The organism is Streptomyces sp. NPDC017979 (assembly GCF_044328175.1).
Lineage (GTDB): Bacteria > Actinomycetota > Actinomycetes > Streptomycetales > Streptomycetaceae > Streptomyces.
Genome location: NZ_JBIRGU010000002.1, coordinates 125,667 through 151,523, shown reverse-complemented (window position 1 = coordinate 151,523; position 25,857 = coordinate 125,667). Strand labels below are relative to the sequence as shown.

The 25,857-nt window shown below is 72.2% G+C and carries 25 protein-coding genes; 11 read left to right on the top strand and 14 right to left on the bottom strand.

The window, feature by feature from the left end; translation table 11 throughout:
* The first annotated feature begins 189 nt into the window (after positions 1-189).
* Both ACH4E8_RS06635 and ACH4E8_RS06630 read left to right on the top strand, forming a co-directional pair.
* On the top strand, positions 190-1,116 hold the full coding sequence (locus ACH4E8_RS06635; protein WP_398446054.1) for a 1-phosphofructokinase family hexose kinase: 927 nt from the start codon (positions 190-192) through the stop codon (positions 1,114-1,116).
* A 50-nt stretch (positions 1,117-1,166) separates the two neighbouring features.
* A complete protein-coding gene (locus ACH4E8_RS06630; RefSeq protein ID WP_398446052.1) occupies positions 1,167-2,015 on the top strand; it encodes a ketose-bisphosphate aldolase in 849 nt (282 codons plus the stop codon).
* Positions 2,016-2,081: 66 nt separating this feature from the next.
* Here the strand turns inward: ACH4E8_RS06630 and ACH4E8_RS06625 are convergent, their stop codons facing one another.
* Together ACH4E8_RS06625 and cdgB are read right to left on the bottom strand one after the other, a co-directional pair.
* A complete protein-coding gene (locus ACH4E8_RS06625) occupies positions 2,082-3,101 on the bottom strand; it encodes a carbohydrate-binding protein (RefSeq protein ID WP_398445021.1) in 1,020 nt (339 codons plus the stop codon).
* A gap of 254 nt (positions 3,102-3,355) precedes the next feature.
* The gene (cdgB, locus tag ACH4E8_RS06620) at positions 3,356-5,047 is read right to left on the bottom strand and encodes a diguanylate cyclase CdgB (RefSeq protein ID WP_398445019.1); all 1,692 of its coding nucleotides are present in this window, start codon (positions 5,045-5,047) and stop codon (positions 3,356-3,358) included.
* Between the two features lie 643 nt (positions 5,048-5,690).
* On the opposite strand from cdgB, the gene ACH4E8_RS06615 reads away from it, so the two are divergent.
* Both ACH4E8_RS06615 and ACH4E8_RS06610 read left to right on the top strand, forming a co-directional pair.
* Positions 5,691-6,164 carry a flavin reductase family protein gene (locus tag ACH4E8_RS06615; RefSeq protein ID WP_398446051.1) on the top strand — a complete coding sequence of 158 codons (474 nt, stop codon included), beginning with the start codon at positions 5,691-5,693 and terminating at the stop codon, positions 6,162-6,164.
* Positions 6,165-6,303: 139 nt separating this feature from the next.
* A complete protein-coding gene (locus ACH4E8_RS06610; protein WP_398445016.1) occupies positions 6,304-6,954 on the top strand; it encodes an HAD family hydrolase in 651 nt (216 codons plus the stop codon).
* 90 nt (positions 6,955-7,044) lie between these two features.
* Here ACH4E8_RS06610 and ACH4E8_RS06605 read toward each other — a convergent pair whose 3' ends face one another.
* The 8 genes from ACH4E8_RS06605 to ACH4E8_RS06570 form a co-directional block, all read right to left on the bottom strand.
* On the bottom strand, positions 7,045-8,175 hold the full coding sequence (locus ACH4E8_RS06605; RefSeq protein ID WP_398445015.1) for a hypothetical protein: 1,131 nt from the start codon (positions 8,173-8,175) through the stop codon (positions 7,045-7,047).
* A complete protein-coding gene (locus tag ACH4E8_RS06600; RefSeq protein WP_398445013.1) occupies positions 8,172-8,768 on the bottom strand; it encodes an ankyrin repeat domain-containing protein in 597 nt (198 codons plus the stop codon). The genes ACH4E8_RS06605 and ACH4E8_RS06600 overlap by 4 nt, the downstream gene beginning before the upstream one ends.
* Positions 8,769-8,948: 180 nt before the next feature.
* A complete protein-coding gene (locus tag ACH4E8_RS06595; protein ID WP_398445011.1) occupies positions 8,949-9,317 on the bottom strand; it encodes a hypothetical protein in 369 nt (122 codons plus the stop codon).
* 139 nt (positions 9,318-9,456) lie between these two features.
* Positions 9,457-10,305, bottom strand: a complete 849-nt coding sequence (locus tag ACH4E8_RS06590) for an NAD(P)H-binding protein (RefSeq protein ID WP_398445009.1) — start codon at positions 10,303-10,305, stop codon at positions 9,457-9,459.
* A 207-nt stretch (positions 10,306-10,512) separates the two neighbouring features.
* Entirely contained in the window at positions 10,513-11,673 is a 1,161-nt protein-coding gene (gene tgmC, locus ACH4E8_RS06585; RefSeq protein ID WP_398445007.1) for an ATP-grasp peptide maturase system methyltransferase, read from the bottom strand.
* Positions 11,670-12,635, bottom strand: a complete 966-nt coding sequence (tgmB, locus tag ACH4E8_RS06580) for an ATP-grasp ribosomal peptide maturase (protein WP_398445005.1) — start codon at positions 12,633-12,635, stop codon at positions 11,670-11,672. The genes tgmC and tgmB overlap by 4 nt, the downstream gene beginning before the upstream one ends.
* Positions 12,636-12,638: 3 nt before the next feature.
* Positions 12,639-12,911 (bottom strand): putative ATP-grasp-modified RiPP, encoded by a 273-nt coding sequence (gene tgmA, locus ACH4E8_RS06575; protein WP_398445003.1) that lies wholly within the window; start codon positions 12,909-12,911, stop codon positions 12,639-12,641.
* A gap of 90 nt (positions 12,912-13,001) precedes the next feature.
* Positions 13,002-14,372 (bottom strand): hypothetical protein, encoded by a 1,371-nt coding sequence (locus ACH4E8_RS06570; protein WP_398445001.1) that lies wholly within the window; start codon positions 14,370-14,372, stop codon positions 13,002-13,004.
* Positions 14,373-14,657: 285 nt separating this feature from the next.
* Here ACH4E8_RS06570 and ACH4E8_RS06565 point away from each other — a divergent pair, with 285 nt between their 5' ends.
* Complete coding sequence (locus ACH4E8_RS06565) at positions 14,658-15,404, top strand: hypothetical protein (protein WP_398444999.1); 747 nt, start codon at positions 14,658-14,660, stop codon at positions 15,402-15,404.
* 264 nt (positions 15,405-15,668) lie between these two features.
* On the opposite strand, the gene arfB is transcribed toward ACH4E8_RS06565, so the two are convergent.
* Positions 15,669-16,097 carry an alternative ribosome rescue aminoacyl-tRNA hydrolase ArfB gene (arfB, locus tag ACH4E8_RS06560; RefSeq protein ID WP_398444997.1) on the bottom strand — a complete coding sequence of 143 codons (429 nt, stop codon included), beginning with the start codon at positions 16,095-16,097 and terminating at the stop codon, positions 15,669-15,671.
* A gap of 166 nt (positions 16,098-16,263) precedes the next feature.
* Here arfB and ACH4E8_RS06555 point away from each other — a divergent pair, with 166 nt between their 5' ends.
* Positions 16,264-16,839 carry a TerD family protein gene (locus tag ACH4E8_RS06555; RefSeq protein WP_398444996.1) on the top strand — a complete coding sequence of 192 codons (576 nt, stop codon included), beginning with the start codon at positions 16,264-16,266 and terminating at the stop codon, positions 16,837-16,839.
* Positions 16,840-16,880: 41 nt separating this feature from the next.
* On the opposite strand, the gene ACH4E8_RS06550 is transcribed toward ACH4E8_RS06555, so the two are convergent.
* Entirely contained in the window at positions 16,881-18,245 is a 1,365-nt protein-coding gene (locus tag ACH4E8_RS06550; protein WP_398444994.1) for a M1 family metallopeptidase, read from the bottom strand.
* Between the two features lie 85 nt (positions 18,246-18,330).
* Entirely contained in the window at positions 18,331-18,888 is a 558-nt protein-coding gene (locus ACH4E8_RS06545) for a heme-binding protein (protein WP_398444992.1), read from the bottom strand.
* Positions 18,889-19,340: 452 nt separating this feature from the next.
* Between ACH4E8_RS06545 and ACH4E8_RS06540 the strand changes: the two genes are divergently transcribed.
* From ACH4E8_RS06540 to ACH4E8_RS06520, 5 genes are all read left to right on the top strand, one after another.
* The gene (locus ACH4E8_RS06540; protein ID WP_398444990.1) at positions 19,341-20,579 is read left to right on the top strand and encodes a sensor histidine kinase; all 1,239 of its coding nucleotides are present in this window, start codon (positions 19,341-19,343) and stop codon (positions 20,577-20,579) included.
* A complete protein-coding gene (locus ACH4E8_RS06535; protein WP_398444988.1) occupies positions 20,576-21,235 on the top strand; it encodes a response regulator in 660 nt (219 codons plus the stop codon). Before ACH4E8_RS06540 ends, ACH4E8_RS06535 begins: the two co-directional genes overlap by 4 nt.
* Positions 21,236-21,827: 592 nt before the next feature.
* Positions 21,828-22,337 carry a hypothetical protein gene (locus ACH4E8_RS06530; RefSeq protein WP_398444986.1) on the top strand — a complete coding sequence of 170 codons (510 nt, stop codon included), beginning with the start codon at positions 21,828-21,830 and terminating at the stop codon, positions 22,335-22,337.
* A 91-nt stretch (positions 22,338-22,428) separates the two neighbouring features.
* A complete protein-coding gene (locus ACH4E8_RS06525; protein WP_398444984.1) occupies positions 22,429-23,634 on the top strand; it encodes an FAD-dependent oxidoreductase in 1,206 nt (401 codons plus the stop codon).
* A gap of 57 nt (positions 23,635-23,691) precedes the next feature.
* Entirely contained in the window at positions 23,692-24,693 is a 1,002-nt protein-coding gene (locus tag ACH4E8_RS06520; protein ID WP_398444982.1) for a zinc-binding dehydrogenase, read from the top strand.
* Between the two features lie 170 nt (positions 24,694-24,863).
* Here ACH4E8_RS06520 and ACH4E8_RS06515 read toward each other — a convergent pair whose 3' ends face one another.
* A complete protein-coding gene (locus ACH4E8_RS06515; RefSeq protein WP_398444981.1) occupies positions 24,864-25,763 on the bottom strand; it encodes an aminoglycoside phosphotransferase family protein in 900 nt (299 codons plus the stop codon).
* Between the last annotated feature and the right edge of the window lie 94 nt (positions 25,764-25,857).

The window sequence follows — 25,857 nt, the reverse complement described above, 5'->3', positions numbered from 1 at the left end:
CCGAACAGCGCACGGGCCCGTCCGAGGGGTGGGCCTGGCGCGCGCTGTTTGGCATGATCAGAACCGTCCGGACCGCCGACCCAGCGGCCGGCCGGACCTCTTACGCAGGAAGTCGCAGGAAGCCGTAGGAAGACGCAGCCAGACGCTGGCGGCCGACGAGCACGCGGACGAGGGGGTGGTGGCGCGGTGGTGATGCTCACCGTCACGCTCAACGCCGCGCTCGACGTCAGCTACCGCGTCCCCGCGCTCGTCCCGCACGCCGTGCACCGCGTCACCGAGGTCCGCGAGCGCCCCGGCGGCAAGGGCGTGAACGTCGCCCGGGTGCTGGCCGCCCTCGGCCACGAGACCGTCGTCACCGGCTTCGTCGGCGGACCGACCGGAACGGTTCTGCGCGAGCTGCTGGCCCCGCTCGCCCCGCACGACGCCCTGGTCCCCATCGCCGGCACCACCCGGCGCACCCTCGCCGTCGTCGACGCGGCCACCGGCGACACCACCCAGCTCAACGAGCCCGGCCCGGTCGTCACCGCCGACGAGTGGGCCCGCTTCCTCGACGCGTACGGCGCGCTGCTGCGGGACGCCGACGCCGTCGCGATCTGCGGCAGCCTGCCGCCCGGCATCCACGTCGGCGCGTACGCGGAGTTGGTGCGCGCGGCCCGCGCCGCTGACGTGCCCGTACTGCTGGACACCAGTGGAGAACCGTTGCGCCGCGGCATCGCCGCCCGCCCCGACCTCGTCAAGCCGAACGTCGACGAGTTGGCACAGCTCACCGGCGCGCGCGAGCCGCTGCGCGCCGCGCTGAGCGCCCGGCGCCGCGGGGCGCACGCCGTCGCCGCGTCGCTGGGCCCCGAGGGCCTGCTCGCCGCCACCCCGGAGGGCAACTGGCACGCCAGGACCCCGACCCCGGTGCGCGGCAACCCGACCGGCGCGGGCGACTCCACCGTGGCCGCACTGCTCGCGGGCCTGGTCGACGGCGTGCCGTGGCCGCAGCGGGTGGCCCGTGCGGTCGCCCTGTCGGCTGCGACGGTGCTCGCCCCGGCCGCCGGCGAGTTCGACGCCGCGGCGTACGAGCAACTCCTGCCGCGCGTCACGGTCGTCGAACGCCCACCTGCCGGCTAGGGCCCCGTAGCGGAGACCGGCCGGCCAGTCCTTCGAATCGGTAGGTGAGGATGCCCCTCGTCAGCACCCGGGAACTCGTCGACGAGGCCGTTGCGGCCGGGAGCGGCGTCGCCGCGTTCAACGTGATCACGCTGGAACACGCGGAGGCCATCGCGGCGGGCGCCGAGCGCGCCGGCCGCCCCGCGATCCTCCAGATATCGCAGAACGCGGTCGCCTTCCACCGCAGGCTCGCCCCCATCGCCGACGCGACCGCCGCCGTCGCCCGCGCGTCCGGCGCCCGGCTCGGCCTCCACCTCGACCACGTCGTCTCCCCCGCCCTGGTGGAGGCCGCGCCGGCGGCCGGCTTCGGCTCGGTGATGGTCGACGCGTCCAAGCTGCCGTACGAGCAGAACGTGGCCCGCACCGCGGAGCTGGTCGACTTCGGCCACCGGCACGGGCTGTGGGTGGAGGCCGAGTTGGGCCGGGTCGGCGGCAAGGACGGCGAACCCCCGCTCGACGCGCACGCCCCCGGGGTGCGCACGGACCCGGCCGAGGCCGCGGCGTACGTGGCGGCCACCGGGGTGGACGCGCTGGCCGTCGCGGTCGGCTCGTCCCACGCGATGACCGAGCGCACGGCCGCGCTCGACCACGCCCTGATCCGCCGGCTGCGCGCGTCCGTGCCGGTGCCGCTGGTGCTGCACGGCTCCTCTGGCGTGCCGGACGACGAGATCCGCGCGGCGATCGCCGCGGGCATGGTGAAGATCAACGTCGGCACGGCGCTCAACACGGCCTTCACTGCGGCGGTGCGCGAGCAGTTGACGGCCCGTCCGGACGTGGTGGACCCGCGGAAGTACCTGGCGCCGGCGCGGGAGGCGATGGCGGCGACGGTGGCGGCGTTCCTGGCGCTGCTGCCGGCTTGATCCGACGGGTGACGAAGAAGGGCCCCGCGCGGTGCGCGGGGCCCTCTCACGTCGGCTCGGGCGCGGTCAGCGCTCCTTGCCGGCCTTCAACCACACCTGGTCGAGCAGGACCTCGCACTGGTCGCTCTGCTCGCAGGAGATCTTCAGGTCGTTCTTGCCTTCCTTGAGGTTGACGTACACGAAGGTGCGCGTCCACCGCTCCCAGTCGCCCTCCTCCGCCTTCGCGAAGTTCGACATGTTGATGCCGCGGGGGGCGTCGTCGTTGAGCGTCAGCGTCGTCTTGGCGTCCTTGCCCGGCACGCTGTAGGTGAGGGACATCGTGTACTCGCCGGCCGCCGGCACGTCCACCGACCAGCTCGCCGAACTGCCGACGGCGCCGAAGGTCACGTACGAACCGCCGGGGCCCTTCGCGCCCTTGATCTCGCTGCCGACCTTGGCGTCCCCGCCCAGCTTCAGCGTCACCGCGTCCTGCTTGGGCAGCGGCTTCGGCTTGTCGTCCTTCGGCTCGTCCTTCGGCTCGTCGCTGGGCTTCACCGAGTCGCCGGTGCCGGCGCTCGCGGTGGGCTGGCCGCCGCCGGCCTTGTCGGCCTTGTCGTCGTCCTTGGTGAGCAGCGCGACGCCGATGCCGATGACGACGACGGCGACCACCGCGATGGCGCCGATCAGCAGCGCCTTCGTGTTCGGTCCGCGGCCACCGCCGTTCGCGCCGGCGCCCTGCGGCGCACCCGGGCGGGCAGGGGCGCCGCCGGGGTACGTCTCGGGGGCCGCGTACTGCGCGGTGGGCTGCCCGTACTGCTGCTGCGGCGGGAACTGGCCCTGCTGCGGCGGCGGGTAGCCGTAGCCGTGCCCCTGGCCGCCCTGGGCGTGGCCACCGTACTGGCGCTCGCCGACGGCCCGCACGTGGTTGTACGAGGTACGGGGAACGCCGGGCTGGGTGGCCGGACCCGGGTAGCCGTAGCCGCGGCCCTGACCGGGCCGGGTGGCGCCCGCGGCCTGTCCGTCCTCGTAGAGGTAGCCGAACGGGTCGTCGTCTTCGGGCGTGCTGCCGTTGTTCGGCGTGTTACCGCCGTTGTTCGCGGCCGTCATCCCTGTCACTCCTCACCTGTCGTCGGCGGCACGCCGACGCGGGCGAGCCTACCCGGTTCGGAGTAACCGATTGGTCCGGTGTTGCACGTGATCGGTGGGACTCCGAGCGCCCCACCGGACGCCACCGCACCGGTTGAGAGCCTGTCGGATGGCCTCCCGACCGGCTCTTACCCACAAGAGCGTACGACCGCTGGGTAACGGCCGAACGGGTCCCCCGGGGCACTCACGGGGACGCCCGGACGCGGCCGGTCGGTTCACCCCGCCCTCCGGTGCACCTTCGAACGCGACCGCTTCTCCACGTACATCCGCTCGTCGGCCGAGGTCAGCACCTCGTCCACGGTCATTCCGCAGCTCGCCCAGCCGATGCCGAAGCTGGCGCCGACGCGGACTCCGCGGCCGCCGACCCGGATCGGCAGCACGATCGCGCTGCGCAGCCGGACGGCGAGGTCGGCGGCGTCCGCGGCGCCCAGGCCGTCGGCGAGGACGACGAACTCGTCACCACCGAGCCGGGCGACGGTGTCCCCGTCGCGCACGCCCGTCGTGAGCCGGCGCGCGACCTCGACCAGCACCGCGTCTCCGGTCTGGTGGCCGAAGCGGTCGTTGATGGACTTGAAGCCGTCCAGGTCGCAGAAGAGGACCGCGAGGCCCTTGGTGCCGTCGTCGCCGGGGGCGGCGTTGGGCCCGTTCTCGCCCGCCGCGCCCGCGCCGCCCTCTTCGTCCGGTGCGACGACGTGCACGTGGTGGTCGTAGGGGTGTCCGGGGTGGCCGAACGAGTACCCGTCGGGGGAGAAGATCGCTTCCGTCTCGGGGTCGTACTCGTACGACTCGTACGACTCCGCCGCGGCCGTGCCGCGCGCCGCCTGCGGGCGCTCGCACAGCCGGGAGCTGAGCCGGGCGCGCAGCTCGGCGCTGTTGGGCAGCCCGGTGAGCGCGTCGTGCGAGGCGCGGTGGGCCAGCGCCAGTTCGTGCCGCTTGCGGTCCTCGATGTCCTCGACGTGGGTGAGCAGGAAGCGGGGCCCGTCGGCGGTGTCGGCGACGACGGAGTTGCGCAGCGAGACCCAGACGTACGTGCCGTCCCGCCGGCCCAGCCGGATCTCGGCCCGGCCGCCCTCGGCGGAGGTCCGCAGCAGGGTCCCCACGTCCTCGGGGTGCACCAGGTCGGCGAAGGAGTAGCGGCGCATCGCGGAGGCGGGGCGGCCCAGCAGCCGGCAGAGCGCGTCGTTGGTCCGCAGCAGCCGGCCGTGCTGGTCGCCGCCCATCTCGGCGATGGCCATGCCGCTGGGTGCGTACTCGAACGCCTGTCGGAAGGACTCCTCGCTGGCGCGCAGCGCCTGCTGCTCGCGCTCCAACCGGACGAGCGCCCTTTGCATGTTTGCTCGCAACCGGGCGTTGCTGATCGCGATGCCCGCCTGGGAGGCGTACATCTGGAGCGCCTCCTGACCCCACGGGCCCGGTCGCCGGCCGTTGCGCGGCCGGTCGACGGAGATGACGCCGAGCAGCTCCCGGCCGCCGCCGGAGCCGTACATGGGGGCGTAGAGCCGGTCCCGGGGGTGCCACTCGTCCTCGAAGCGGGGCTCGGGCCCGTCGGTGTGCCACTGCGGCACGTCGTCCTCGATCAGGACCCAGCCCTCGGTGTGCGGGATGAACCGCAACTCCCCCCACGCCTCGCCCATGGACAGCCGGCGCTCCCAGGAGGCCCGGGGGCCCACGCGCCCGGTGATCAGGGCTTCGGCGGCGGCGCTGCCGGCGAAGGCGGCGACGACGAGGTCTCCGTCGGCCCGTACGAGGTTGACGCAGGCCAGCTCGTAGCCGAGGCCCTTCACGATGCCGTCGGCGACGGCCTGAAGGGTGTCGGCGAGGCTACGCGCGGTGTTGAGGTCCGCGACCACCTTGTGCAGCTGTCGCAGGGTCGCAAGACGGACGTAGGGCTCCGACTCGGTCTCCATGCTCGCTCTCCCCGAGACCTCGACAGCAGACTCCAGGTATCTCTTCGGCCTTCTTGTGCGGTCTTCTCACGGTCGTGTTCGCGCTCGGTCCGTGCGCGGGTTCCCGGCCACTGAATCACAGCGAGCTGTCTACTCGGTACACAGGGTCAACAAATAGCGCCCTCTGTGACTCAAGTCACATGAAAAGATGGGCATTCCACGCACGCTTCGCATCTTCCACACGCCCTCCACCAGGGATTTCTCTTAGCAAATCGGGCGTGCGTGCGGAGCCGGGTGAAGCGGTGCGGGGGCCGTACGGGGGCGGTACGAAGTGGTGCGCCGGCGCGCTGGGGCCGGCGGGGTTCCGGGCGTCCGGGGGCACGGCGAGGCCGTGTGCGCCGCCCCGGGCGGTCGGGCGGTGGGGGCGACCTGAGCGGTCGGGGCGGCCTGCGCGTCACCTGGGGCTTCGGGACCCGCCGCCCGAACGGGACTCCCGTCCATGGGACTCTGGACCTAGGACCAAGGCAGCGCCCGGGGCCCGATGCGGCGCCGGGATTCGTCCGGTTAGCGTTCCGGTGTGCTGCAGACGACCTCCGCTTCCGGTCCCCTCCCCTCCGCCATCCCCCATGCTGAGGGGGTGAGCAACGACGATTTCCGCGCTGCCATGTCCCGGCTCTCCGCGGGAGTGGTCCTGGTGACCGCGTTCGACGAGGACGCCGGCCCGCACGGCGAGGACGCCGGCATGACGGCCACGGCGTTCGTCTCGGTCTCCCTGGACCCGCCGCTGGTGATGGTCAGCCTGCGCAACGGCTCCCGCATGGACGACCTGCTGGCGGAGCAGCCGCTGTGGGCGGTCTCGGTGCTCGCGGAGAGCCAGCGCCACATCGCCGGGCGCTTCGCGATGAAGGGCCGCCTGAGCGACCGTCTGCTCTTCGAGGACATCCCGTACCGCCGCGGCGCGGTCTCGGGCGCCCCCCTGGTCGGCGGTGCGCTCGCGACGCTCGAATGCCGCACCGAGCAGCGGGTGGTGGCGGGCGATCACACGTTGGTGATCGGCCGGGTGCTGGACGTCGAACTGCCAAGCGCGGAGGGCGGCCCGCTGATGTACTTCCGGGGCCGGTACCGGCGGTTGGGCTGAGGGCGCGGGGTCGCGTCCGGGACCCGTTCACCGGACGCACGGGCGGCCCCCTGTGCGTCACCAACGGGCGCAAGAGGGCTCCCGAGCGCCGGATCAACTGGCCTACGGACGGGCCCTGGTGTGTGGTCCACTGACGTCCATGCCGCTGCTGATGCTGGACCTGGACAACACCCTGGTCGACCGCGACGCCGCCGTCGCCGACGCGGTCGCGGAGTTCCTGGCCGCTCACGACCTGCCCCCGGCCGACCTCGCGTGGGTCGTGGACCTCGACGCCAACGGCTACGCCCCGCGTGCGGACGTCGCCGCGGCGATGGTCCGCCGGTACGGCGCTGCGCTGGCCGCCCCCGTCGAAGCCCTGCTCGACAACGGCGCGGCCGACCGCGTCGCCCTGCTCGACCCCACCCGCGAGGCCCTGGCACGGGCGCACGCCGACGGTTGGTCGTGCGTGATCGTCACCAACGGCGAGACGCCCCAGCAGGAAGCCAAGATCCGCAACACCGGCCTGGACCGGCTGGTCCAGGGGTGGGTGGTCTCCGAGGCGGTGGGCCACAAGAAGCCGGCGCCCGAGATCTTCCGGGCGGCTGCGGCGACCGTCGGACTCCCCCTCGACGGCGCGTGGGTCGTCGGGGACTCGGCACACGCCGACATCGCCGGTGCGCACGCGCTCGGACTGGGCAGCGTGTGGGTGTCGAACGGACGCACCTGGAGCGAGGAGTCGTTCCGCCCGACCCACGTCACGGTCGGCGTGGACACGGCGATCGACCACGTCGTCGGAGCACCGGCGCGGTAGGGCCGAGGGCTGGTGCGGGGCCCGGCGCCGGCTCTGGCGCGCCGCCGCCCCCGGCACGCCGCCGACCCGGCGCGCCCCCGCGCTGCTGCGCTAGAGCACCGCGGCGCCCAACGGTCGTTCGCCGCCCGCCAGTCGGCGCGTCTCGCCGGTCGCGATGTCCACGACGGTGATCCCGTCCCAGTAGCCGGACCTGGTGAAGCCGCCGGTGACGTACGCCGTGCGCCCGTCCTTCGAGACGGCGACGTCCTCGTGCGGACCGGTGAGCGGAACGACCCGTTCCCGACCGTCCTTCGTACGGATCGTCAGCGACGGGTCCTCGTCGGCCGAGCCGATCGGCCCGGTGCCGACGACCAGCAACGTGCCATCGGGCGTGAGCGCGGCGCCGTGCTGGTGGGTGTTGGCGGTCATCTCTTCAATCGCCACCCGTCCGGTTCGCGGGTCGAGCACCGCGAGCCGTTCGCCCTCGAAGGGCAGCAGCAGCCGCCCGTCCTCCCGCACGACCGCGTAGTGCGGCTTCAGCCAGGAGCCGAGCCCGCCCTCGGTGCCGTACGGCGCGACCTCGTGGCGGCGGGCGTCCAGGGTGCGGGCGTCGACCGCGGTCACGTCGAAGGAGTCGTGGTTCGTCGCGTACACCTCGGCGCCGTCCCGCGACACGTCCACGTCGAAGGGCCGACGCCCGACGGGCACGGTGTCGACGACCTGCCGGGTCGCGGTGTCGATGACCTCCAACGCGCCGTTCCCGTCCGGCACGTTGACACCCACGTACGCCCGCTTCCCGTCGGGCGCCAGCGCGATCCCCATCCCGCCGCCGCGGTACTCGCCGTCCGTGACGGGCCCGCTCTCGGTGCGGTACGGGACGCGCCCCAGGTTGGCCCGGGTGCGGGTGTCCACGATCGCGACGCCCTCGGCGGTGGCGACCCAGGCGCGCCCGTCGGCGCCGACGGCGAGCCCGTACGGCGCGGTCCCGACCTTCACGGAAGCGAACGGCCCGCGGGCGGGGTCGATGAAGCTGACGGTGTCGCCGCCGAAGTCGGCGACGAGGAGGGTGCCCGGGGGTGTGGCGGTGCCGGCGGGCAGGGGCGCGGCGGTGGGTGTGGTGGCGGGTGCGTCGGGCGTGGAGGTCGCCTTCTGCGGCTCGTCGCCACTTCCGGAGGCACCGCACCCGCTGAGTGCGGCGACGAGCAGCGCGGCGCCCAGGGCGCCCACACTCCGGGCCCTCACTGCGCGCCCTCCAGCAGCGCGACGATCTCGGCGAAGCCGCGGCGGCGCGCGTGCCGGAGCGGCGTCACCCCGTCGGCGTCCGCCAGGTCGGGCCGCGCACCCGCGGCGAGCAGGATCCGCACCACCTGCTGGTGCGCCGCCCCGCCGTCCCCGAGGAGGACGGCCTCCAGGAGCGCGGTCCAGCCGAGGTCGTTGACGTGGTTCACGTCGATGTCGGTCTCGCTGACGACGGCACGGACGTACGCGACGTGCCCGCGTTCGCTGGCGGGAATGACGGAAACCCCGCCGAACCTGTTGCGCAGCGTCACGTCCGGCCCCGCGGGCAACAGCACCCGCATCATCGCGACGCCCCCGGTCACCCCCGTGACCAGCCAAGCACTGTCGTGCCGTGCGTCCTGCGCATTCGGATCGCCCCCCGCGGCGACGAGCGCGCGGGCGGCTTCCACGTGGTCCCCGAGCGCCGCGAGCAGCAGCGGCGTACGCAGCTCCGCATCGCGCGCCTCGACGTCGGCCCCCGCGCCGAGCGCGGCCCGTACAGCACCGGCGTCACCCCGCTTGGCGGCGTCGAGCAGTGCGGTGTTGTTGGCGTTCATTGGCGGCTCCCTTGCGTCCTACGCACCACGGCGACGTTTCCCGTCCCCCCACCGTCGCTCCTTCCACCATGCGGCCTCGCACGGATCGCACGGGCAGAGCTGTGGGGGACTCCGGTGTCATCCGATCGACCGATGCGGGGCCGGGGAGGCGGCGCTAGGTTCTGTGCGGAGGGAACGGGATCACGGAGCCTCCGGCCAGAGGCACTGCGACTGCGGGTCGTAGCAGTTGAGCCCCATCGCAGACGCCACCCCCGCTATGTGGACGGCCGCCTCCTCCACCATGCTCCAGCGGATCGGGAAGTAGATCAGCGGCCCGCTCGCCTCATCGATGAGCGGCCCGGTCGACCACGGCGAAGTGTCGTCCTCGACTTCGGTGAGGTCGGGCCACCGCCCCAACAGCGCGTCCACGAAGGCCGCGATCTGCTTGTTCGGTGGCACCTCGGCCCCGTCCCCGGCCACGTACTTCTCGTACAGCTCGTCGAAGCGCCGGCCCGCGGCGGCGTCATCCGCGGGCCGCTCGCCTTCCCAGACAGCAAGGTCGTAACTCATGGGCGCAGCCTGCCATCCGGCACTGACAGCGGTGACGTTCAGCAGGTGCAGGTGCGCGACTCCGGTCCCCGCGAAGGGCCTCCGGACAAGGGTGTCTCGCGCAGATCGATCACGCTTGGCATCCGGCCCGGCACCCGTCTCACGACCGGAAGCCGTCCGCGTGCTCTTCCGCCCATGATCGGAACGTCCGCGCCGGCGCTCCGGTGATCTCTTCCACCGCGGACGTGATCAAGCTCGACTCGGGTCGCGTTCCAGCGCCGGCCAACAGCGCGTCGACGAGGGCGGGTGGCCTGCCGTCGGCCAGCATCTGCCGCCGTGCGACCTCCACCGGGACCTCCTCGAAGCGGGTCGGGCGGCCGATCGCTTCGCCGATCGTGTGCACCTGCTCGGCCCTGCTGAGCACCTGCGGGCCGGTCAGGACGTGCTTCGCGCCCGTGTACCCGCCTTCAGTAAGCGCGCGCACCGCCACGGCCGCGACGTCCCGCTCGTGGATCACCGCCGTGGCCGCGATGTCGGGCCCGCGAACGACGCGCGTGGTGCGGATCTGCTCCGCCCAGCCACGCGCGTTGAAGGCAATGGTGTTCGAGCGCAGGAAGGTCCACTCCGTGCCGGATCCCTCGATGAGCCGCTCCATGTCCGCGTGGAGCTGGTTGATCGGGTCGGTCTGACGCTCGCCGTCTTCGTTCACCCCCGACGACGAGAGATACACGACGCGGCGGGCATGCCGCCCGATCGCCTCCAGTACCGCAGGGGCACCCTCGGTCGTAAGGAACGGCCAGATCAAGAACACCGTGTCCCTCCCGGCCAACGCCCCCTCCAACGTGTCCGGCCGGGCCAGGTCCCCGCCCACGACCTCGACCCCCTCCGGCAGCCCGGCCGATTCGGGATCACGTACCAACGCGCGCACCGCCACGCGTGCCGCGAGGAGTTGGACAACAACCTGTCGGCCGACGTTGCCCGTCGCGCCGGTCACCAGAATCTCACCCATGAACGGGTCAGCCCCGACCGCGCCCCTGCTATTCCGAACCGGACTCAACGCAGCAGGCGCGTCGGAAGCGTGGCCCGTGCCTGGTCGTAGGTCAGGTGAACCGACTCCCCGCGCGTGCAGGGAGGGTCTCCCTTCTACACGACGTCGGTAAGCACGGAACTCGTGTTGACCCCGCGCGGGCAGGGCTCTCGCCTCACGCACCCCCTACTAAATGGGCAGGTTCCAGCCCGGCCCCTCCCGTGTACCGATCCAGACCCGCTGGGCGTCCTGCGTGATCGTCAGGCCGAATGACGACAGGTGCGGGGCGCCGGCGCGTTGCCACGTGGCGGTGGCGTCTTCAACAGCGCGCCAGAGACGCAGTGGGCCGCGCTCCGTGACGGTCCAACCTCCGTTCCCGTCCGGTCGAGTGCGGGCCTGTGATCCCGTGGCGACGTCCAGCAGGATCTGTTCGGCGCCCACGCCGAGCCGTTCGGCGGAGGGGGCGGCGAGTTGGGCGACGAAGCGGGCGGACCAGTCGTCCACCAAGGCGGGGTCGATCCGGCTCGGGCGCTCGTCGCCGGGGAGGAGTTCGACGCGACTGTGGGGCGGTCGGTCGTGAGGACGGGCCATCATGAACGAGGTGTAGCCCGGCAGGAACCGGCCCTCGGCCCCGCCGGTCGCGTCAGCGGTGAGACGCACCAGACCGTGTCCGAACCCCCAACCGGCGAGGGTGACGAGCACGGTCCCGCCTTCCCTCACCTGCCGCAGCAGCCCGTAGGGAACGTGCCGCATCGAGCAGAACGCGATCACGACGTCGTACGGCGCGCCCCCTGAGTATCCGAGCAGCCCGTCCCCAGTGATCAGGGCCGGACCGTATCCGGCCTCGGCGAGCGCCTTGCGGGCACGCTCCGCGGCGACGGGGTCCGTCTCGACTGCGGTGGTGTTCTCTTGGCCTGCGACCTCGCAGATGTACGCGGTCGACAGACCGGTGCCGGCACCGATGACGAGGACGCGCTTCCCCTCGGTGATGCCTGCCTGCTCGATCATCCACAGGACGAGCCCGGGCAGTGTGGAAGAGGACGTCGGGGTGCCGCCGGTCACTGGGCCGGTCGCATCCTCCGCCAGGACGCCGTCGAGTTGCGTCACCCAGGTGGTGTTCTCGTACGTGAGCCGCAGCCACTCGTCCGACGGTGTGTCGACGCGACGGGTGGGCGTCCACACAGTGACACCCGGCGGCGGGCTGGGCCGGTAGATCGCGGGGCCCAGAAAGACCTCCCGAGGGACGCTCTCGCCGGCGCGCCGCACCTCGTGGTCGTGCAGGACGTCTTCGTCGACGAGGTGCTGGACGAGTTGTCGGCGCAGTGCCCTGGCGGTGGTGGACGTGGTCATGCGGTGGTGCCCTTCTGGAGGGTGTCAGCGAGTGCTGTCGCGATGGCCTGTGTGGTGGGCCGATCAACAAATGCCCACTGACCGTTGGGGTTGCATTCGAGGAACCACCACCTGCCGGCGGAGTCGAAAGCGAAGTCGAATGCTCCGAACACCAAACCGAATGCATGCAGGTAGGACCGAACCGATGCGCGGATCGCTGGAGATACCGAGATCGGGGAGAAGGTAATCAACCGTTGGTCATAACGCCAGTCCAGATGGTCGCCTTCTTTGTCGATTCGCGTGGCAAACATGCGGTCGCCAACCGCGGCAAGGCGAATGTCAGCGACTTTGGGTACGCAAGCCTGGAACAAGTGAGGACACAGCGCGATGGAGTCGTCAAGTTCATGGACATCAACAAGACTGGTCCAAACAGTCCGGCTCCGCCCCCTTTCGTCGGTCAAGTGCACGCCGTGCACTGGTTTGTAGATCACCGCCTCGTGTGCGGCAACGAACTTCTCCGCTTCGGCAGGGTCATTCGTCACGATGCTCTTGGGTACCGTGAACCCGCATCGGGCTGCGGTCGTGAGCTGAGCAGGTTTGTAGTCAGCAGCACGGTTCCGGAAGAGGTCGTTGACGTGCAGCGCGGTCAGTGCCGTCAAGATCCCCGTATAACCGGCTCGGCACTGCTCAACGGCGAACTGTTGCTCTGGCGAGGTGACTCGACTCGCGCCTCCATAGGGGGATGGGCGACGCCAGTAGACGGATCGCACAGCAGAAAGGTCCAGGCGTCTGGTCGGAGTGGTCAGACCGCCTGCGAGCCGTGCTCCTTCGATCTGCGCGCTGATGCTCGCGAGATCGGGAAAGTCGACCGCCGGGTCAAGCCGTACGGCCGGAACACCCCGGCCGTACAGCTCGTTCAGCACTAGATCCGTTGTGACGTCCTCCAACGAGGTGATCACAAGGACCGTCGGCGAGTCCGTCATGTGTCAGTCCGGTACATGGTCTTCGAGTGCGTCCGTGTCCGCTGGCTTCGGCGGTTGCGGACCACCACCGTCGGCCCCGGTCGCAGTCTGTGACGCGGTGGCCCTGTTCGTGCCGTGTTTGCCGCCCTCCCCCATGTCAATGCGCCTCCCAGACTCATCAAAATAAGCTGCCGTCTGAGTTTCAGGATCGATTTCCACCTGGGCGAAGGGCAGTACAACACTGGTCGGGTAAGGCGCAAGGCGCCTCACCCCCCATGGCTGAGCCGAAGTTCCCATATTGAATCTCCTTGGGTACTTGCAGGGTTCATGGTCCCGGTTACGTGTTCAGTTCCCCATCCCTATTTCCCCCTCCGATCGCCGGCGCAGTCACTCGGGGAAGGCAACGACCTTGAGGCGTTTTCGTAGGTCGAGGGCCTTCTGGTGATGACGCAGATCCGGGCGCTGAGCCAGATCGAGTTCGAGGCCGCGGAGGGCCGCTTCGACCTGCTTGGAGTGGACGGTGGACGCGTACTGCACCAGCGAGTCGGCCGTGGCAATCGTCTGTTCGAGGTCGTGCCGCCGAAGGTAAGAGCGGGCGAGCCACGCCCCGTGAAGAAGGGCGTCACGGTCCTCGGTCCGCTCGGCGTGGGTGCCTAGCCAGGGGGTGATCAGCGGGTCGGCCTCGTCCAAGAGACGCGGAGCCCCCGGCGCCTCCGCGAAGGCGGCGGTGATGAGGGTCTGGCCGGTAACGACGTTGAGGTCGGTTAGCCAGTACAGCCAGGGGGGGCGGCTCTGAAGCGCTTCAGTGTGGGCCAGATGGCGATGCGCCTCTTCGGTCGACTGTCGCATTCCGTGAACGTCGCCGAGAGCTGCATGCGCGTGGGCATGACGGGCAGCGGCGAGGGCTCGCACGGCGGGCGGTGCGGCGGATGCTGCGTCGATGCCAGCGTTCGCCAGACTCACGGCGTCGCGGAAGCGACCCAAGGTGACGGCCTGGTAGGTGAGGCAGCCGTGAAGGTGGGAGGCCAATGCCGGATCATCGGAATCGTGGGCGGCAGCCAGTCCCGTGCTGAAATAGCGCTGCGCCAGACCGTGCAGTCCGGCATCCATGGCCATCCATCCAGCAGTTTGAGCCAGTTGGCCCCACAAATTGATCGCTCGATCGCGGACGGCGGATGTCGTGAAACGACCGTTGCGCACGTACTCGGCGACCAGAGCGAATTGCCGGTGAGCATGGTGCAGAGAAGACCGGTTGCCCCCCGCGGCGTCGTCAAGTTGCCGAACCGCATCGACAGTGGCTGCGATCACGTCGACAACGGCTTCCGTAACGGCCGGGCCGCGAATGGGCCTGCCCAGCTCGGCACTTGCCCGTGTGGGGGTCGAGTTGAGGCCCGTGCTCGTGAGTGCCGCGCTACTGACGGCCAGAAATTTCCTGCGCTCCATGTCGCCCCCATCGTGGATAACCCACTGAGTAGCTGCTTCCACGGTAGCGCCGGGCGCGTCAGGCGGTAGCAGACCGTCGTCCGCACGCACCCAGGAGGTGGAGGGGCGTACGCCCGGGCCCCACAGGTCGGCAAGCGCGATGGGGCGGCCGAGCGCTTCGCTGAGAACGTGGGCGGTGATGGTGGGCAACGGGTCTCGGGGGACGCGCCCCTTGGCGACCCAATCGGTCACGGTGGTTCGGGCGACGTAATCGGGCCCGAGGACGGAGTTGACCGCACGTGCCAAGCGGGCGGGAGACCAGCCCAGTGCGGTCATGTGAGCAGCTAACGCGTCATTGCGCACGGTTGTTCGTCGCCCCCTCTTCTCCGGAATCTCGACCATAGCGACCTGAATGCCCCCAGAGGGATGACGACTCTGCCGTCTCATTCCCCAAAGTCGGCACCCAGCACTGGTTTTCGCGTGCGAGTCGTCAGGCAGAAGGGCTGGTTCGGGAAGATCCCAAGCCTGTGGACTGGGCGGGGCGAGGGGCAAGAAGGATCCGCCGACGACAGCAGCCCCTCAGCCACCACGGTCACACAAGACAGGAATGGGCCTGAATTCGTGAACGATGAACAATCCCCGGAATCAGGGTTAACCGCCGTACGTGCCACCTTGGACGTCCTCGCGTGCTGGCGGCTGCGCGACTGGATCACCATCGCCGGGCTCGCCGGCGACGCGCCCGTGATGGTGTGGGACGCGCTCACCGTGTCCGGGGTCTGGGAGACGCTGCCCGACCACGAACGCGCCGCCCTGCACTGGTGCCTCGCCGACGGGCGGCGAATCAGCAGGGCATGGCCCCTCAGCAACGGCATCGAGGAGTACCGGCCGCAGATCATCGCGCTCTGCGTCGACGTCGCGCACTTCGCCGTGCTCTGCGAACCCGAGCGGGCCGAGCAGTGGCCCGAAGCCGACCCGGCGCGGGACGGTGACGTGACATGCGCCGTCACGTCATTACGGCAGTACGCCGCGCTGCCCGTCGTCTGGAGAGCAGCGGTGCTACGGCAGATGCAACGCCATCGACGGCGGCTCCTACCGGGCGCGGCCGCACTCGGCGACGTCCTCGACGACGCGGCCAAACACGCCGCCGCCGGCGAACGACCACCGCCACCCGACTACACCGACCTCCGCACCATCGACGCCCCCGAACTCGTCCACCGCATCGCCTTCCTACCCCACCCCTGGCAAGTCGAAGTCATGCGCCGCATCGCCACCGGCACCGACCCGGTCCAAGCGGAGTCCGACGCAGGGTGCGCCATCGACGGCGTACGTCACTACGGCGTACAGGCCGAGAGTTGGAACCGGCGATGACGCGCGGGCCTTGCGCTAGGTTCTGCACAGGAAGAACGGACGGAGGGGTCCGGTTTGTCGCGTTCTCGGCAAGTGGGTAAAAACCGGGGTCCGGCCGGGTAAAAGTGCAGGTGGGCGCCTGTCGTCCCCGCACGTGCGGGGGTGGTCCTGCCCCCTTCTTGCCGTTGGCCTCGGCCTGGTGGGTGGTCCCCGCGCATGCGGGGGTGGTCCCACGGTCGTCTTCGCCGACAACCTGTACCGACTGTGGTCCCCGCACTCGCGGGGTCACCCCCAGTCCCGCCCCGACCTCCCCCGCTTCCTCTCCGAGCGCTGCTTCTTCTCCCTCAAGCGGCGCTCGTTGATGCCGCGCGGGATGCGGGTCGGGCGGCGTTGCTTCGGGGGCGGGGCGGTGGCCTCGGCCAGGAGGGAGGCCAGGCGCGTCGCTGCCGTTTCGCGGTTGCGCCACTGGGAGCGGTGGTCGGAGGCGCGGACGGAGAGGACGCCGTCGACCAGGCGGGCGGAGAGGCGGTCGAGGGCGCGGGCCTTCCAGACCTCGGGGAGGGACGTCGTCGAGGCGAGGTCGAAGCGGAGTTCGACCTGGGAGTCGCTGGTGTTGACGTGTTGGCCGCCCGGGCCCGAGGAACGGGAGAAACGCCACATCAGCTCGGCCTCCGGGAGGGAGACGGAGCCGCGTATGACGTAGGGACCGGGCATGGGTCCATCGTCCCCCGGGCCGGCCCGTCGCGTCACCTGGAATTCATCGGAACCCTGGACCGCACCGAAGGCGTTATGAAGGGATGACGGTAGTTTCGGTCCGTAGGGGTCGGATCCACCGGCCCGCACACGCGAACACAGACGCGCACACTAAGGGGATGTCCCAATGGCAGTAAGCCTGACCAAGGGCGGCAACGTCTCGCTCACCAAGGAGGCGCCGGGCCTCACCGCCGTCACGGTTGGCCTCGGTTGGGACGTCCGCACCACCACGGGCACCGACTTCGACCTGGACGCCTCCGCGATCGGCGTGAACGCCGCCGGCAAGGTCGCGTCCGACGCGCACTTCGTCTTCTTCAACAACCGCGCCACCCCGGACCAGACCATCGTCCACACCGGTGACAACCGCACCGGCGAGGGCGGCGGCGACGACGAGCAGATCAACGTCAACCTGGCGGGGCTGCCCGCCGACGTCGACAAGATCGTCTTCCCGGTCTCGATCTACGACGCGGTCTCCCGCGCGCAGAACTTCGGCCAGGTCCGCAACGCCTACATCCGCATCGTCAACCAGGCCGGCGGCGCCGAGATCGCCCGCTACGACCTGAGCGAGGACGCGGCCGTCGAGACCGCGATGGTCTTCGGCGAGCTGTACCGCAACGGCGCCGAGTGGAAGTTCCGCGCCGTCGGCCAGGGGTACGCCGCCGGCCTTGAGGGCATCGCCCGCGACTTCGGCGTCAACCTCTGAGGTCCTGACGACCGGTAACGCACGCGGCAGGGGGCCGTCCATCACTTCGGGCGGCCCCCGGTCCCGTACAGCCACACCTTCCACACCCGCCCCAGGTCCTGCCCCGACACCTCCTCCGCGTACGCCGTGAAGTCCTCCGTCGACGCGTTCCCGTGCCGGTGCTCCGCCGGCCAGCCCTTCAGCAGCGCGAAGAACTCCTCCTCGCCCACCGCCCGCCGCACCTGGTGCAGCACCATCGCGCCCCGCCCGTACACCGGCGCGTCCGAGACGTGCTCCGCCGACGGCGGGGACGCGGGCGGGAAGGACCAGTTCGCGTCCGTCGCGAACGCCTCGTCGAAGGACTCGTCGGCCGGGGTGCCCTCGCGGTCCTCCGCCCACAGCCACTCCGCGTACGTCGCGAAGCCCTCGCTCAGCCACATGTCCCGCCAGGTGGCCGGGGTCACCGAGTTCCCGTACCACTGGTGCGCCAGTTCGTGGACGAGGATCGGCAGGTCGAACAGCCCGGCCGGGATCACCGGGCGGTTCTGGGTCTCCAGCGCGTAGCCGGCCGCCCCGTCGCGCACCGCGATCGCGCCGACCGACGAGAAGGGGTACGGGCCGAAGCGGCCGGCAGCCCACTCCGTCACCTCCGCGACGCGGCCCGCGACCGCCGCGGTGCGCGCCGCGACCGTCGGGTCCGCGCCGGTCAGCACCGGCAGTCCGTCGCGGGTGCGGCCGTTCGTCGTCTCGTACGGGCCGATCGCCAGGGTCGCGAGGTAGGACGCCATCGGCGCGGCCGACCGCCACACGTACGTCGTCGCGCCGCCCGTCGTCGTCTCGCGCGCCAACTCGCCGTTGGAGAGCGCCTTCAGGCCGCGCGGCACGGTGACCTCGACGTCGTACGTCGCCTTGTCGCCGGGGTGGTGGTTCCCGGGGAACCACGCCATCGAGCCGGCCGGCTGGCCCAGCGCGAGCGCGCCGCCCGCAGTCCGCAGCCACCCCTCCTTCGCGCCGTCCCGGTCGGTGATGGTGCGCGGGGTGCCGGCGTAGCGCACGACCGTGCGGAAGGGCGCGGCGCGGCGCAGTTCGTCCCGGGGCCGTACGGTCAGCTCGTCGCCGGCCCGGTTGGCGGCGGCCGGCGCCCCGTCGACGGTGACGTCCGCGACGTCCATGCCGTGCAGGTCGAGGTTGAAGGCGCTCAGGTCCTGGGTGGCGTCGGCGAGGATCTCGGCGGTGCCGGTGAGGCGGTCGGCGGCCGGGTCGTACTCCAGCGTCAGTTGGTAGTGGCGCACGTCGTAGCCGCCGTTGCCGAGACGGGGGAAGAGCGGGTCCCGCACGCCGGCCGCGCCCGGTGTTCCCGAGACGCCGCCGTCGGTGCAGCCGACCAGGAACAGCAGGGGAACCAGGGACCGGGGCAGTCGGCGCATGGGGTGATCGTAGGGAGCACGGCGGAGCGTACGGCGGAGCGCCGCGGGAACGACACGCTCCCGCGGCGGCCCGTGCGACGTGAGGTCAGCGGGACAGCGCCGCGACGCCCGCCTTCGCGAACTCCTCGTCCTGCGCACCGCTCGGCGCGCCGGCGACGCCGATGCCGGCGATCGGGGCGCCCTTGGCCTGGACCGGCGCGCCGCCGCCGAGGAAGAGGGTGCCGGGGATGTCCTTCAGGTTCGGGGTGCTCTCCAGGCGCTTGACCAGCTCGGAGGTGGGGGCGTTCCAGGACACCGCGGTGAACGCCTTCTTCTCCGCGGACTCGTACGACTGCGGGCCCGCGCCGTCGCCGCGCAGGGTGACGATGGTGTTGCCGTTGCGGTCGACGACGGCGACCGTGATGCGCTGGCCGGCCTTCTCGGCGGCGTCCAGGGTGGCCTGGGCGGCCTTGGTCGCGGCGTCGACCGTCAGGTGGGTGGTCTGCTGGAGGTTGCGGTTGTGGGCGTCGGCCTTCACCGCGGCGCGCGTCTCGGCGGCCGGCGCGGAAGCGTTGGCGGACACGGCGCCGAACGTGCCGGCGCTGAGCGCGGCGGCGGCGACGGCACCGGTGATGACGCGGGCGCGGGTCGACATCTTCTTCATGGTCCTCAAGCTCCTGGCTGGTGATGGTGATGGTCGTGGTGGCGGGCGAGGGTGGGCGGGCTGGCTTGCGGCCCGAGTGCCTCGGTCTGCCTTCGATTCTTCGGTCGGAACCGGGGTCCGGCCGTCGGCGTACCGGCTGCTCGGCGCGTGCATGATGGATGAGGCTCGGGTCGGCCGATCGGCTGATGCGGGGGTGGGCGCGCCGGGTGACGATGCGAGGAAGGCGACCCGACGGCCACTGCCGTCGGGCGCGCGCCGACGCTGACGCCGGTGTCGGTTCGGTGCCGGTGTCGGTGTCGGTGTCGGTGTCGGAGGAGGCGGCCCGGAAGCCATCGCCACCGGATGCGCGCCGACGCCGATGTCAGGAGAGCTCGGCAGAACAGCAGGACTAAACAGGGCTCAGCAGGACTCAGCAGGACTCAGCAGGACTCAGGAGAACGACGACGGACACGATGGACGACCACCACCACCGCTCGGCCCGCGGCGCGCCGCCCCTGGGCGCCGACCGCGGCGCACGGCGCGACGACCGCTGGCTCGACGTGCTGATGAACGTCACGTTCCTGACGCTGCTCGCCGGCGCGCTGCTGCGGTTCGTGCTCAACCACCCGGGCAGTCCGCGGCTGCCGTGGGTCATCGGGCTGAGCACCGCGCTCGCGCTGCTCCAGCTCGCCGGGCCCTGGCTCACCGCGCGCGTACGGAGCCGCACCGACCGCGCCGAGCTGGTGCGCTTCGGGCTGGTCGTGGGCTGCTGGGTGGTCATCGTGCTGCTGGCGCCGAGCTTCGCGTGGTGCGCCGTACCGCTGATCTACACCGCGCTGCGGACGCTGCCGACGGGCGCGGCGATCGCGCTCGTCGCCGTCCTCAGCGCGCTCGTCGTGTACGCGGAGTGGCAGCTCCGGCACGGCCTCGACCCGAACCTCTTCCTCCTGCCGCCCACCGTCGCCGCGCTCGCCACCGGCGTCTTCCTGCACATGCGCCGACAGGCCGAACGCCTCCAGGCCCTGGTGGACGACCTGATCCGGACCCGGCGCGAGCTGGCCGCGACCGAGCGCCGCGAGGGGACGCTCGCGGAGCGGCAACGGCTGTCGATGGAGATCCACGACACCCTCGCGCAGAGCCTGTCCAGCCAGCAGATGCTGCTCCAGGCCGCGGAGCGCACCTGGGACAGCGACGCGGCGACCGCCCGCGGCCACGTCCGTACCGCCGAGGGCATCGCGGAGCGCAGCCTCGCCGAGGCCCGGCGCTTCGTGCACGACCTGGCGCCGGCGGACCTCGCGGCGGGCGGCGGGCTGGCGCAGGCGCTGCACGCGCTGGCCGAGCGCGAGTCGTCGGACGCTCTGCGGGTGCGCTGCCACGTGGACGGGATGCCGGTGCCGTTGCCCGTACGGGTCCAGTCGGCGCTGCTGCGGATCGCGCAGGGCGCGCTGGCGAACGTACGGGAGCACGCCGACGCGTCCCGCGCCACGCTCACCCTCAGCCACCTGGACGACCAGGTCGTCCTGGACATCGCGGACGACGGGCGCGGGTTCGCCGCGGGCGCCGGTCCGCTGGACGTGCCGGCCGGGGTGCGCGGGCACGGCATCGCGGCGATGCGGGCACGGGTGGGGCAGCTCGGCGGATCCCTCACGATCGAGTCCGCGGCCGGCGAAGGTACGGTCGTGTCCGCCGCGATTCCCCTGGAGCAGCCATGACGAGCCCGAGCCCGAGCCCGAGTACGCCGTCCCCGGCACCCGTACGCATCCTGCTCTGCGACGACCACGCCGTGGTGCGCGCCGGGCTGCTCGCGCTGCTGGGCAGCGCGCCCGACATCGAGGTCGTCGGCGAGGCCGGCAGCGGCGAGGAGGCCGTCGCGATGGCGGCGAAGCTGGCGCCGGACGTGGTGCTGATGGACCTCCAGCTCGGCCCGGGCATCGACGGGGTCGAGGCGACGCGCCGGATCGCCTCGTCCGACGTGCACGTGCTGGTGCTCACGACGTACGACACGGACGCGGACATCACCCGCGCGATCGAGGCGGGGGCGACGGGCTACCTGCTGAAGGCGGAGCGGCCGGAGGAGCTGTTCACCGCGATCCACTCGGCGGCGCAGGGGCGTACGGCGCTGTCGGCGCCGGTCGCGACGCGGGTGATGGACCACATGCGCGGGGCGGGCCGTCCCTCGCTGACGGAGCGCGAGACGGACATCCTGGGCCAGTTGGCGCGGGGCCTGGGGAACCGGGAGATCGCGCGGGCGCTGTTCATCAGCGAGGCGACGGTGAAGACGCACCTGGGTCGGATCTACGGGAAGTTGGGGGTGGACACGCGGGCGGGGGCGGTGGCGGTCGCCAACGAACGCCGCTTGTTGCCGTAGGCGGGCGGGGGGCGCCGTTTCCCTGCGGGTTGCGTTTCCGTCTGCGGCCCGGTGGTGGGTTGCTCGCGCAGTTCCCCGCGCCCCTGACACGACCGCCATATCCCTGCGGGAACCTTGGCCTCAGCGGCCCGGTGGGTGGTTCTCGCGCAGTTCCCCGCGCCCCTGTTTCGCTCACCTTGTCGGTTACCTGCGGGACAGGGGGTTGGGGCGCTGGGGCCCCACCACGCCCTCTGGGCGTAGGTGGGGGTCCCCCGTGCCCGCAGGGCACGGGGAGAGGAACTGCGCGAGCAACCCACCACCGGGCCGCAGACGAGGAGCCAGGGAAGCAAAACAGGGGCGCGGGGAACTGCGCGACAAGCCGACCACCGGGCCGCAGGTAAGGAACCTAGGGAAGCGAAACAGGTGGCGCTGGGGCCCCCGTGCCCACAGGGCACAGGGCACAGGGGGCGGAGCTGCGCGACAAGCCCACGACCGGGCCGCACACGGAACGCGACCCGCAGGAAAGCGGCGCACCCGTCCCCGTCGCGCCAGGCCGCAGGGCGCACCGCAGGCCGCGGGCGCGGCGCGCGGCAGGGCGTGGCACCATCCCAGGGTGCTTGACATCGGGTATTCGCTATCGAACCGCTTTCCGGACCCTCCGCAGACGGACTACCGTCGCGCCGACGCCCACGCCCTCCGCCACGACCTCTTCTGCGGGGACGTGTACCTCGCCGACGCGGACGCCGACGCGGACATCGACCGGGAGTTGTCCACAGCCTGGGGATGGGTGCCGGTGCTGGACTTCGCCTGGGCGCTGTGCACGGTCGTGGAGGAACTGGACCGGGATCCGCTCGGGAGCCGCGCGGCGCGGCCGCAGTACGCCGAGCTGGACTTCACGGAGTCGGCGGACCGGATGCTGTTCCGGCGGCGGTTCGGGTTCGTGGAGGTGTCCGCGGACTGGGTGGGGAGCGAGGAGCGGCCGTTGTCCTTCGCGCACGCGGAGCTGCGGCGCGAAGCCCGCGACTTCCTGCACGACGTGCTCGCGGACCTGACCGACCTGCACGAAGGACTCGCCGACAACCCGGTGGTCTGGGACCTCCAGGCCCGCTTCCCCCGGGTCTGACCCGACCGGCGCACCGCCGGCGTGTCACATTTCGCGGTGCCCCGTCCGTCCCCCTGGTGACAGCAAGCGCCAAGGGGAAGGACCACCAGCCATGCACCTCACCGTCATCGGCGGCGGAGTCGCCGGACTCACCGCCGCACTCACCGCCGCCGAGGCCGGCGCACAGGTCACCCTCTACGAGGCCCACCACGCCCTGGGCGGCCGGGGCCGCACCGCGGAGGGGCCGTACCGGGCCAACGAGGGGCCGCACGTCTTCTACACCGGGCCGATGTGGACGTGGTTGCGTCGGCGCGACCTGGTCGGGCCGGTCGGGCGGATTCCGCTGCGGGACGCCGTCACGTTCCGGTTCCGTCAGCACGGCGCGGCCCGCGCCCTGCCGCCGCGCGGGCTGGTGCGACTGGCCCGTACCGACCTGCGCAAGGCGCCCGTGGACGTGGACTTCCTGACCTGGGCGACGGGGGTCGCCGGGGCGGAGGCGGCGCGGGCCGCGGCGAACTTCACCGGGGTCGTCGCCTTCCACCACGACCCCGGGTCGCTCTCCGCCGCGTTCGTGCAGGAGCGGCTGCGGCGGGTCGCCGCGGTGCCGCCCGGCGCGCGCTACCTGCGGGGCGGCTGGGGGCAGGCGATCGAGCGGATGGCGCGCCGGGCCCGGGAGGCGGGCGTGCGCATCGAGACCTCGGCCCGGGTGGACGCGCTGCCCGAGGCGCACGGCCCGGTGGTCGTCGCCACCTCGCTCGCCGCGGCCCGCACGCTCCTGGGCGACGACTCGTTGCACTGGACCAGCGGCCGTACGGCCCTGGTCGACCTGGGGCTCGCGAACCCCCGCCGCGGGCGCCGGGACGCGTTCATCGTCTCCGACCTGGACGCGCCCGGCTGGGTGGAGCGGTTCTCGGCGACCTCGTCCGCGCTCGCGCCCGCCGGCCGCTCCCTCGTCCAGGCGCAGGTCCCGATCGCCCCCGGCGAGTCCAAGGCGGACGGCTCGGCCCGCGCCGAGGCGCTGTTCGACCTGGGGTACCCCGGCTGGCGGGAGCGGGTGGAGTGGCGCGGCGACGCGCTCGCCCAGGGCCGTACGGGAGCGTTGGACCTGCCCGGCACGACCTGGCGGGACCGGCCCGCGATCGACCGGGGCGACGGGGTCTTCCTCGCCGGCGACCAGGTCGCGGCGCCCGGGCTGCTGGGCGAGGTCGCGTTCAACAGCGGCCGGCGGGCGGCCGAACTGGCGCTGCGGGCCCTGCGCGGAACGTCCGGCACGGAACCCACGGAACCCGCGGGACCCCTTGACCTCAAGGTCACTTGAGGTTGAAGGGTGGGGGCCGTACGACAACAGCCGCAAGAAGAGCCCCAAGGGGGATCCATGTACGCCGTCCGCCTCCACGCCTACGGTCCCGCCGAGAACCTGACGTACGAACGCGTCGACGACCCGGTCCCCGGCCCCGGCCAGGTGCGGATCGCCGTCGCCGCGGCCGGGGTGCACCTGCTGGACACCGCGCTGCGCGCCGGTGCCACGGGCCCCTACCCGGAGCCCGTGCCGCTGCCCACCGTCCCCGGCCGCGAGGTCGCCGGCACCGTCGACGCGCTCGGCGAGGGCGTCGACCGGCGGTGGCTCGGGCGTACGGTCGTCGTCCACATCGGGCTGGGGCCCGGCGGATACGCCGAACTCGTCGTCACCGAGGCGGAACGGCTCCAGGAGGTGCCCGACGGCGTCGACCCCGCCGAGGCCGTCGCCATGATCGGCACGGGCCGCACCACGATGGGCGTCCTCCACTACGCGGACCTCGGCCCGGACTCCGTCGCCCTGGTCACCGCGGCGGCGGGCGGCATCGGCACCCTGCTGGTGCAGTACGCGAAGAACGCCGGCGCCACCGTCGTCGGGCTGGCCGGCGGCCCGAACAAGGTGACCCGCGTCCTCGCGGGCGGCGCCGACTTCGCGGTGGACTACCTGAACGACGGCTGGCCCGATGAGGTCCGCGACTTCCTCGGCGAGCGCCGCGCCACCATCGTCTTCGACGCGGTCGGCGGCGACACCGCGCGCGCCGCCGTCGACCTCCTCGGCAAGGGCGGCCACCACCTCGTCTACGGCTGGGCCAGGAACGGCTCGGACGACGGCGAGGTGCTGACCTTCCCCGACGAGGAGTTGGCCGCGCGCGGCATCACGTCGACGAACGTCTTCGCGGGCTCGATGCTGCTCGCGCCGGTGAACGGGAACGTGCGCGTCCTGGAGGACCGCGCCCTGGCCGAACTGACCTCCGGGCGGCTGCGCCCCGGTGTGCAGCGCTTCCCGCTGGCGGACGCGGCACGGGCGCACCGCGCACTGGAAACCCGGAGGACCATGGGCAAAGTGGTGCTCATCCCCTGAGGTGCGGGGACGTCGGAAACAAAAACGGATGCGGTGGCGCAGAGGGAAGGGGGCGGGGCGGTCGGCCACGGGGGATTGACCGCCCTGCCCCGTCTACGCGTACGAGATGAGTGACGGTCTGCCCCGTCTGCGCGTACGGAACGAATGACGGTGCGCCGGATCCGCCTCGGCTACGGGCGCGCCGCCAGCAGCGCGAGCGCGATCTCCGCCGGCACCTGCGGCAGTTCCGCCTTCCCGTCCTCGGCGACGTCCCACAGGGACCACTGGAGCGACCGGGCGAGCGTCCACGCCCTGGCCCGTTCCCGGTCCAGCCCCAGCACCTCCGTCATCAGGTCGAACCGCCACACCGTGGCCGCCGGGTCGGGGTCGTAACGGTTCGTCAGCGCCGGCAGCAGCTCGAACCCGGGGTCGCCGGCGAGCGGCTTCGGATCGATGGCGAGCCACGGCTCGCGCTCGGCGGCCAGCACGTTGTCGTAGTGCAGGTCCCAGTGGAGCAGCCGGTCCCCGGGCTCGTCCGCGACCTCCCGCACCGCCGCCGCGCAGTCGAGCAGCAGCCGCCGCTCGTCCGCGTCGACCAGGCGCCGCGCCGCGGCCGGCACCTGCGCCAGCATCGCGGCCGTGACGTCCCCGAGCCGGCGCATCCCCGCGGGCGCGGGGCCGGCCGACAGCCGGGCCAGCAGTTCCGCGACGACCTGCACCGCCCGGCGCACGTCGGGGACGGCGGACAGGGGGCGGGCCGCGTCCAGGCCCTCCAGCAGCAGCGCGCCCGTCGCCGGGTCGTGCTCCAGCAGCCGCACCGCGCCCGCGCCGTCCCAGGTCCGCAGGGCGGCCGGCTCGCCCTCGGTCTCCTCGTCCACCGGCCCGATCTTCAGTACGGATTCCGTGCCGTCGGCGCGCTCGACGGGCAGCGCGAGCGAGACCAGGCCGTGCATCGGCGCGCCCGAGCGCCGGAGCTCCCACCGGTCCAGGAGTGCGGCGGCGCGGGCGGGAAGCGCCTCGACGAAGGCCCGGGAGGCCGCTCCGCCGTGTGCGGCGTGGGAGTCCACGAGTGCTTGGGGAACCTCGATCACACCCCGATCCTAGGCAGCGACCACACAACGAATTCCGGCATTTCCAGCCCCGCCCGGGCCGCATAGTCTCGTGCGTACCCTCATCGCCTTCGGC

What these genes read in the sequence shown, in the direction of transcription:
- tgmB (WP_398445005.1), bottom strand. Translation starts at nt 12,635, where the DNA reads ATGACGGACTCGCCGACGGTCCTTGTGATCACCTCGTTGGAGGACGTC.
- ACH4E8_RS06525 (WP_398444984.1), top strand. Translation starts at nt 22,429, where the DNA reads ATGCACCTCACCGTCATCGGCGGCGGAGTCGCCGGACTCACCGCCGCA.
- ACH4E8_RS06535 (WP_398444988.1), top strand. Translation starts at nt 20,576, where the DNA reads ATGACGAGCCCGAGCCCGAGCCCGAGTACGCCGTCCCCGGCACCCGTA.
- ACH4E8_RS06545 (WP_398444992.1), bottom strand. Translation starts at nt 18,888, where the DNA reads ATGAAGAAGATGTCGACCCGCGCCCGCGTCATCACCGGTGCCGTCGCC.
- ACH4E8_RS06540 (WP_398444990.1), top strand. Translation starts at nt 19,341, where the DNA reads ATGGACGACCACCACCACCGCTCGGCCCGCGGCGCGCCGCCCCTGGGC.
- cdgB (WP_398445019.1), bottom strand. Translation starts at nt 5,047, where the DNA reads ATGGAGACCGAGTCGGAGCCCTACGTCCGTCTTGCGACCCTGCGACAG.
- ACH4E8_RS06550 (WP_398444994.1), bottom strand. Translation starts at nt 18,245, where the DNA reads ATGCGCCGACTGCCCCGGTCCCTGGTTCCCCTGCTGTTCCTGGTCGGC.
- ACH4E8_RS06570 (WP_398445001.1), bottom strand. Translation starts at nt 14,372, where the DNA reads ATGACCGCACTGGGCTGGTCTCCCGCCCGCTTGGCACGTGCGGTCAAC.
- tgmC (WP_398445007.1), bottom strand. Translation starts at nt 11,673, where the DNA reads ATGACCACGTCCACCACCGCCAGGGCACTGCGCCGACAACTCGTCCAG.
- ACH4E8_RS06610 (WP_398445016.1), top strand. Translation starts at nt 6,304, where the DNA reads ATGCCGCTGCTGATGCTGGACCTGGACAACACCCTGGTCGACCGCGAC.
- arfB (WP_398444997.1), bottom strand. Translation starts at nt 16,097, where the DNA reads ATGCCCGGTCCCTACGTCATACGCGGCTCCGTCTCCCTCCCGGAGGCC.
- ACH4E8_RS06595 (WP_398445011.1), bottom strand. Translation starts at nt 9,317, where the DNA reads ATGAGTTACGACCTTGCTGTCTGGGAAGGCGAGCGGCCCGCGGATGAC.
- ACH4E8_RS06520 (WP_398444982.1), top strand. Translation starts at nt 23,692, where the DNA reads ATGTACGCCGTCCGCCTCCACGCCTACGGTCCCGCCGAGAACCTGACG.
- ACH4E8_RS06625 (WP_398445021.1), bottom strand. Translation starts at nt 3,101, where the DNA reads ATGACGGCCGCGAACAACGGCGGTAACACGCCGAACAACGGCAGCACG.
- ACH4E8_RS06590 (WP_398445009.1), bottom strand. Translation starts at nt 10,305, where the DNA reads ATGGGTGAGATTCTGGTGACCGGCGCGACGGGCAACGTCGGCCGACAG.
- ACH4E8_RS06555 (WP_398444996.1), top strand. Translation starts at nt 16,264, where the DNA reads ATGGCAGTAAGCCTGACCAAGGGCGGCAACGTCTCGCTCACCAAGGAG.
- ACH4E8_RS06600 (WP_398445013.1), bottom strand. Translation starts at nt 8,768, where the DNA reads ATGAACGCCAACAACACCGCACTGCTCGACGCCGCCAAGCGGGGTGAC.
- ACH4E8_RS06615 (WP_398446051.1), top strand. Translation starts at nt 5,691, where the DNA reads ATGTCCCGGCTCTCCGCGGGAGTGGTCCTGGTGACCGCGTTCGACGAG.
- ACH4E8_RS06630 (WP_398446052.1), top strand. Translation starts at nt 1,167, where the DNA reads ATGCCCCTCGTCAGCACCCGGGAACTCGTCGACGAGGCCGTTGCGGCC.
- tgmA (WP_398445003.1), bottom strand. Translation starts at nt 12,911, where the DNA reads ATGGGAACTTCGGCTCAGCCATGGGGGGTGAGGCGCCTTGCGCCTTAC.